General features: G+C 45.7%; 5 protein-coding genes. All 5 read right to left on the reverse strand.

Going from position 1 to position 6,870, the window contains the following annotated elements; all coding sequences use genetic code 11:
* Positions 1 to 144: 144 nt before the first annotated feature.
* Positions 145 to 420, reverse strand: a complete 276-nt coding sequence (locus tag OEL57_RS12275) for an integration host factor subunit alpha (protein ID WP_300740818.1) — start codon at positions 418 to 420, stop codon at positions 145 to 147.
* 19 nt (positions 421 to 439) lie between these two features.
* The gene (locus OEL57_RS12280; RefSeq protein ID WP_300740819.1) at positions 440 to 1,429 is read right to left on the reverse strand and encodes an HNH endonuclease; all 990 of its coding nucleotides are present in this window, start codon (positions 1,427 to 1,429) and stop codon (positions 440 to 442) included.
* Positions 1,422 to 1,820 carry an HIT family protein gene (locus OEL57_RS12285; RefSeq protein WP_300740820.1) on the reverse strand — a complete coding sequence of 133 codons (399 nt, stop codon included), beginning with the start codon at positions 1,818 to 1,820 and terminating at the stop codon, positions 1,422 to 1,424. Before OEL57_RS12285 ends, OEL57_RS12280 begins: the two co-directional genes overlap by 8 nt.
* 376 nt (positions 1,821 to 2,196) lie before the next feature.
* Positions 2,197 to 4,887: an AAA domain-containing protein gene (locus tag OEL57_RS12290; protein WP_300740821.1), complete on the reverse strand. Its 2,691-nt coding sequence runs from the start codon at positions 4,885 to 4,887 to the stop codon at positions 2,197 to 2,199.
* Between the two features lie 129 nt (positions 4,888 to 5,016).
* Positions 5,017 to 6,870 (reverse strand): hypothetical protein (locus tag OEL57_RS12295; protein ID WP_300740822.1); only part of this gene is annotated, 1,854 nt, incomplete at its 5' end.

Genomic DNA, 6,870 nt, shown 5'->3' on the forward strand with positions numbered 1-6,870 from the left:
ATCACGGCTGTTACGCGTGAGGATATACCATGCACCCATTCATTGGCTTTGCAGAATGGGTAGATATCCTTCTCAATACTTTTCACAAAGGTAAAGGACATCCCCTGCTGGTGATAACGGGCATGCCTGCGGTACCGTGTGAAGTCATCTGTTGATAGCAATGTTCAGCACGTTGCTTGGTTTAAAAGTCAGTACCTTGCGGGCTGCAATGGTAATGGCTTCACCGGTCCGAGGATTACGACCACGGCGCGCATTCTTCTGCTTGATTTCAAAATTACCGAAACCTGATACTTTGATGGTCTCGCCTGCCTCCAGAGACTCCTTCATAATGGCAAAGACCGATTCCATCATGGCAGCGGAATCTTTTCTGGACAGGCCGGTGGAAGTGTGGATCTTTTCTGCGATATCTGCTTTGCTCATTGTGATCACATTCCTATTCTTATTTCAGTTTCCATCTGTGCCGGTGTTCACTGAGATATTCCTGGGCTGGCCAGAGAGCAGTCTCCTGCGGCGGTATGATGGCGCGACCGGTTAATGTCTGAAGCGGACCGGCAAAGTTTGGTGTAAGTCCGATAGATGAAGCTGTGATTACTTGATAGCTACCAGACACTCCCAGCATCCCTTCATCAAATCCCCAGTGACAGAGCCTGCAGAGTGCCATGCCGTTACGGATATCGTCATTGCGGCTCTCACACCAAGGGACGATATGGGCGGCCTCCACCACAGTATGACCTTCCGGGGTAACAATTCTGATGCCACACAGGGCGCAGCGATGATCGTAAGACGTGGTCACAACCTTACGGAACCCCTGATCACGGACTGCTGGCTTGTAGTTGTTCGATTCCAGCACCTCTTTAACCAGAGGTTGGTGAGCCTGTTGCTCAAGCAATCGTTCGTAGTCAAATGCCCCCTGATTTACTAAAGCCTGTTCACGCAATGCCTGCTGCGCCTCTTCTGAAAAGCAGGCTTGCAGCAGCGATTTTCGCAAAGATGTTCTGCCGGGCTCCGTCTGCATGATGGCAAACAGTTGCTCATCAATCTGGGCACCCAACGCATAGGTACGCAGATAGCTGACCGTGGTGGTTTTGGCGACAACAGCATCTGAAACAGTGTGTCCCGGCCTGACAATCAGTTTCCAGAATGGCTCGTTGTGCAGACGTGAAAACGGAAAGGCAATGCTGCTGGTCTGCCCCAGCGGCACCACTCTGCGCCAGTACAGATTGAACAGGTCATTCAGCTCAACCAGATCCCCGGTGACATCGACTACAGGATTGGTGATTACCTCACTTGCTATCAGGTCTAGCACGGCCAGCAACAGGATCGGTTTGTGTGGAGCTTTTTTTCTTGTCGCGTCTGAGTAAAACCCCTGCCGCGCATTAGCACGACGCAAGTTGGCAAACTGTTCTATGTAGGTTTTGAGATCAGCCATTGTTCCAGTAGGCCGCCTTATCAGGGAATATCCAGCGGACTCCGCCGCGCGGGTCTGGCTGATCACCAGCATAGCGCGGGATCAGGTGAATATGCAGGTGCATTACCGTCTGGCCAGCAGCAGTGCCGTCGTTAATACCGATGTTGAAGCCGTCAGGGTTATGCTCCTTCTGCAGAAGCTCACGTATTTCAGCCAGCAACTCAAGCATCGCGGTCTGTTCTTCTCTGGTCGTTTCAAAGAAAGAGGCGACATGCCGCTTCGGGATAACAAGGGAATGGCCACGGGTGACGGGAAAACCGTCATAGATGGCCAGAGCATGGTCATTGGCATGGATGATCTTGGTGTCATTCCGGTTGCAAAAGGGGCAGGTATGGTGATCGGTGATTTCCATGTTCAGTGTCTCATGTCAGGAGCTGACCTCACGTTGTTCTTGCGAAAAACTTACATTTCAAAATCTGCCCCCTTATATAACCCAAGCAGCAGGATTGGCTTGTGCGGTGCCTGTTTTCTGGTTGCCTCAGACCACACGGCTCCGGGAGCTCTCCGAAGAAGGCCAAACTGCTCTCGTTATGCGGTATCCAGTAGCAAACCAAAATGATTTTGTGCCTCAACAGAGGTAGCTTGGCAAGTGTCGTCGTCTTTACTTTTTGGGTGACTTTGCTTCACATTGTTCAGGTGATTTCCCATGTAAATCAATGATAACGAGAGAAACCGAGAGGTATCCCCGGTTTTTTGAAATGCGGAATTTTCCATTACCCTTTGCCATACTATAACGTCAATTGCCCTTGCCTCTGAATTTTTAAAATCTTGATAAAAAACTTAGGATTGACACCCGTCACTACAACGGGAACTGTATCGCCTACGGCATAATCAAGCATAGCTTTTGCAAGCGGGCTGTTTTCATTGACAAAGTATTTCTGAGTATTGCTCTCGCCTTCCACAATCATCGCGATTTTACGTTCTTCAGGATTATCAACATGGCAATAGGTGACTATGTCTCCAACTTCAACATAAAGTTCCTCGTTTGCAACCGGTAGCGATGGTTCTGAAATATCAGCTACTTCTTCAGGTGCAGGCTGAATTATTACGGTATCATCCTCTTCAAATGCCTCTTCCATCTCATAATCAATTTGCTCTGTCTTCGATATTGCCCTTCGTTCCTCAAGGAAATTAAGTAGTTTTTCTGATTCCCGTCTTGGATTGTAGAACCAATCAGTTGACCAGATACGCCAAATGCGGCCTCTCCACCCAAGAGACTCAAGGATACTCTGCCTGATACGGTCGCGGTCTCTGGCAGAAGCACTGGAATGGTAGCTGGCACCATCGCACTCAACTGCTGCCAGGAATTCACCGGGGCGATCAGGATTCCGTACAGCCAAGTCAATAAAGAAGCCTGCGACACCAACTTGAGGCACAATTGCGTATCCTCGATTCCGTAACATGTCGCCTACAGAAATCTCAAAATCGCTATCTTCCTCCCTGCCTGTTACTTCTGTCGAAGTGAGTATCCCACGTTTTGCAAAATCCAGGTAATCCCGCAAGGCTCTTGTGCCTGCTGGAGTGCCTGCCGCAATGATTATATCCTCTGGCAACATCGATGTGAAAAGCTCAATTTTTCTACGAGCACGTGTAAATAGAACGTTAAGCCGCCTCCAGCCATCCGGTCGGCTTATTGGTCCAAAGTTCTGGCGAACCTTATCAACACCTACCGGCTTTCCGAAAGTTGTGGAGATGAAGATGATATCTCGTTCGTCTCCCTGAACATTTTCGAGGTTTTTAACGAAAAAGGGCCATCCTTGCTCTTCCCATTTCGAAATAAATGACTGGGCCTCATCAATATTACGTACTTTTCTGTCCATTAAATCTTCAATAAGGTCGCGCTGTGTCTGGTTGAGCGTGACAATACCCAGTGACTCTTCCGGGAATTTCATCATGTGCTCAATTGCAGCATCCACAACCCGTTGTGCTTCAGCCATGTTCTGACGGTCTTTGTAAACCCCGTTCTTAATGTAACGATAGCGAAGTCCCAGGCGGTTGTTTTTGAGAAATGGTGAGGGGAATATAATCAGTTTTCCGTTGTAGAAATGGTGGTTCGAGAAAGCTATCAAGGATTCGTGCTGAGAACGGTAATGCCATTTAAGCGTTCGAACCGGATGAAACAGTTGCTGGCAGATATCAAGGATGCTCTCTGTACCAGCAAAAACTGCTGAAGCTTCGCTTTCATCATCGTCATCGCTATCATCAGCCAGGCGGTCAAAGAAATTGGTAGGGGGGAGCTGTTTGGGGTCTCCAACGACGATTAACTGTGAACCCCTTGCAATTGCTCCTAACGATTCTTCCGGCCTGAGTTGTGAAGCTTCATCCATCACAATCATATCGAAAGAAATTGCGCCCTGCTGGATGTACTGAGCAACTGATAGTGGCCCCATCATGAAACAAGGTTTCAATGCCTGAATTGCTTTACCGGCGCGACGTAGCAACTGACGGATTGGAATATGTTTAGTCCTCTTGCTGATTTCTTTTTTCAGCAAGTGCAATTCCGTCAATTCAGAGACTTTGTAGCTGGTCACACCATCCGGAACATACTTTGACTTGTTGATCTCATGGGCAAAGCTTTTCCCGGTCAGCTTGATAATTTCCTCATCAAGGGCTACAAATTCAGCTCGTATCTTATCGTGTTTTTCTCCGCTAAACCCTTCAAGTTCCGGGTATTGCCGGTATATTTTCCTGCCGATTGAGCGATATACGACGTATTCAAAGATGTCGCCAATTGTATCAACGGGTAACACTTTGTTCTCAACGTGATTAACAAATGTTTTCAGGCCATTATCATGACAAACGGAGCGTTGATTGATGTATCTTGACCAGATTAAAACGGCATCCAAATTGGTCGCAGCACACTCAATCCGTTTTAAATACAAATGAGCAAAGTCAACTTCAGAGCGGTTCCATTCTTTTGCGTCAAACTCTCCAAATTCCTTTAATTCAGCAAGTTTAGTGAGAACCTTATGGCGTGTTTCCACAATTTTTCGTAGTTGTTCTTTTGCATCGTCAAGGTTCTCAACGGCATTTTGACTCAATAAATATGAAAGAAGTGGCGTTCCCTGAATGTTCCTCTTTCTTGATATGTCTTCGCCCCATTCCAGTGTTGCCGAAAGTGCCTCTAAATCAGTATCCATTCCATCAAAGAGATCTTGCAACATACCCATAACTGCTTTGTTGTTATAGATTTCCTGAATTGTATCGATGGATTTTTTCTTAGAAATCAGGCCGTTTAACATCTCTTTGGCTGTCTTACCTGGTACTCCAACAGGCAATAGCATGTTTACCAGTTCTGAGGCTGTGGCAATCCGGGAAGCTGCAATCAAATGGTATTCTTTCCAACTTGAAGTCTCTGATTTGTCCGGGCATGGAGCAAATCTTGACAACACATTATCAAGATTAAGCTTTGCAACCAAGAATGCCCTCACTTTTGAATAATCACAATTGCTGTCCGCATGCTCAACAATTGAGCTGGCTAAACAATCTGTTGTGCTGGCAATTTTTGAAAGCTGGGAAAGATACTCTCGCCAGTTGTTGCAAGGGATTTAGGATATACCGGGAAGATAGTGCTCATACTTGTCATGAATTAACCTGATACCATTATTCAGGGCTTCAAAATCCAAAACAGCAGATGACAATTCTAACTTCGCATTCAAAACATCAACAGCGCGAACCGGGGAAACTTCGGGCTTTATGTAATTTTTAAGATATGAAGTTATTTTTTTAAAGGCATCTGCAATTTCAAGAGATTTCTTGCTATATTCATTCCATCCTGACTGCCTTATAATGGAGTCCATCTGTCCTGCAATTTCTCCCAAAAACTCCCTGCTTTCGGTTAAACAGGAATCAAGTTCACCTGCTATTGCCTGTATCCTTGATGATAATGCCCCTGCTTGGTTTATTGTCTGCGAATTCAAAGTAGATAAGTTAATACTATCGATTAAACCTGGATGCTGCAGAAGCTTCGCCATGCTCTCCAGATACCAGCTATGCAACCGTTTAATCTTGGAAATATCTGTATCGAGCCCCCTGAACAACGGACCAAAAAAGTTTTTAAACCCCTCGTTAGAATTCAGTGCCGTTTTGTGTTCAAGCCAGTCGATTATTTTTGATATTTTTTCTCCACATTCAGACGCCTTATACTTTGTCTTATTCTTCGATAGGCTAGTAAATAGCTTCTTTGCAGCTCTCCAGTCACTATTGAATATGTTGAAGAGGCTGTCACCGCGTCTGAATGTTAACATGGTGATCTTCAACGTGCTTAGTTCCGGCAATATATCAAGATGGAACTCGTTGGAAAGTGCCAGTCGTTGTGAAATTTCTAACTGTAGGGCTTCTTCTACCTTCGGTATCAGTTCCAAAGACATCGGATGCGCAAGTGCTACATGACGGTAATCAAGAAGGTCTGTAGGTGCTGCAGAAGATATCTTACTAATGGTCGCAAGGCATTCTATTGATTTCTGTGAGCTATCAAACGGCAAACTCAGATTTTGAGCATATCCAGCAATTTCATATAGCAAACTGTTAATCAGATCATTCAGATCATGAAGTCCCTGCTGCCGTCTATCCATCTCGCCGATTGGTAAATCTGATAGATAGTATTTAGCAGCCTGTTTTGTTTTTTCGAGAACGGCATCATCTATTATAACACCCGGAAGAATTTCAGCGATGCCTTCACCACGTCCCAAATTTTCAATTTCAGCCGGAGTACTTTCAAATTCCAGTCCCCTATGGCGTGCAATAGCCGTAACCCGCTCAAGCGATTGCCCCAGACTTTCTAAATCTTGCGAAAGAAGCCCCGAACCTTCCCTAATAAGAGTTCCCTGCTGTTCCTCAAGGGTCAGCGGTAAAGTCGCTGTAAACCTTGAATCAAGCTTTTCCAGCTTTTCAGTATTTGAGCCGGGAATAGTCTGATGAACGTAACTGTATTCTGATATAGCGTTCTTGAATTGAGATAAGGCATTTCCGGCTTCGGTTACGGATTCAGCAAAAATCCGGAGTGGCATACTAAAAGCGGTTTTCGATAACTGATTCGTACACTTTTCCAGAATAGGTTCTGCATTGTCGTAGTCCAATTCGCAGTCAGGAACAATATTATTCTCTGCATGCACCTTAAGCTCCCGTGCGTTTTTCACGGCGCTAATTACTCCATTCAAAAGGCTTCTGTTGTTCTTGCCTAGCGGGTCCTCCCCATTAAATACACGGGGAAGTATCTCACTTTTCAGGTTATCTGGTGGAGCAGGTAGTCCTTGAACAAGACGTTCAAAAGATAACAGCGTATCAAGTGATGGTTCCTGCGAGAACGAAAACCGCTCTTGAAATTCGATTGTCAAAATATATAGTGATTCAGCAAGAGTCTTGGCTTCATTAATTATACGACTGATTGCTGAATCATCGCC

This window comes from Trichlorobacter sp. (assembly GCF_030247655.1).
GTDB lineage: Bacteria > Desulfobacterota > Desulfuromonadia > Geobacterales > Pseudopelobacteraceae > Trichlorobacter.

Coding starts and splice junctions, on each gene's coding strand:
- OEL57_RS12280 (WP_300740819.1), bottom strand. CDS start 1,429: ATGGCTGATCTCAAAACCTACATAGAACAGTTTGCCAACTTGCGTCGT.
- OEL57_RS12275 (WP_300740818.1), bottom strand. CDS start 420: ATGAGCAAAGCAGATATCGCAGAAAAGATCCACACTTCCACCGGCCTG.
- OEL57_RS12285 (WP_300740820.1), bottom strand. CDS start 1,820: ATGGAAATCACCGATCACCATACCTGCCCCTTTTGCAACCGGAATGAC.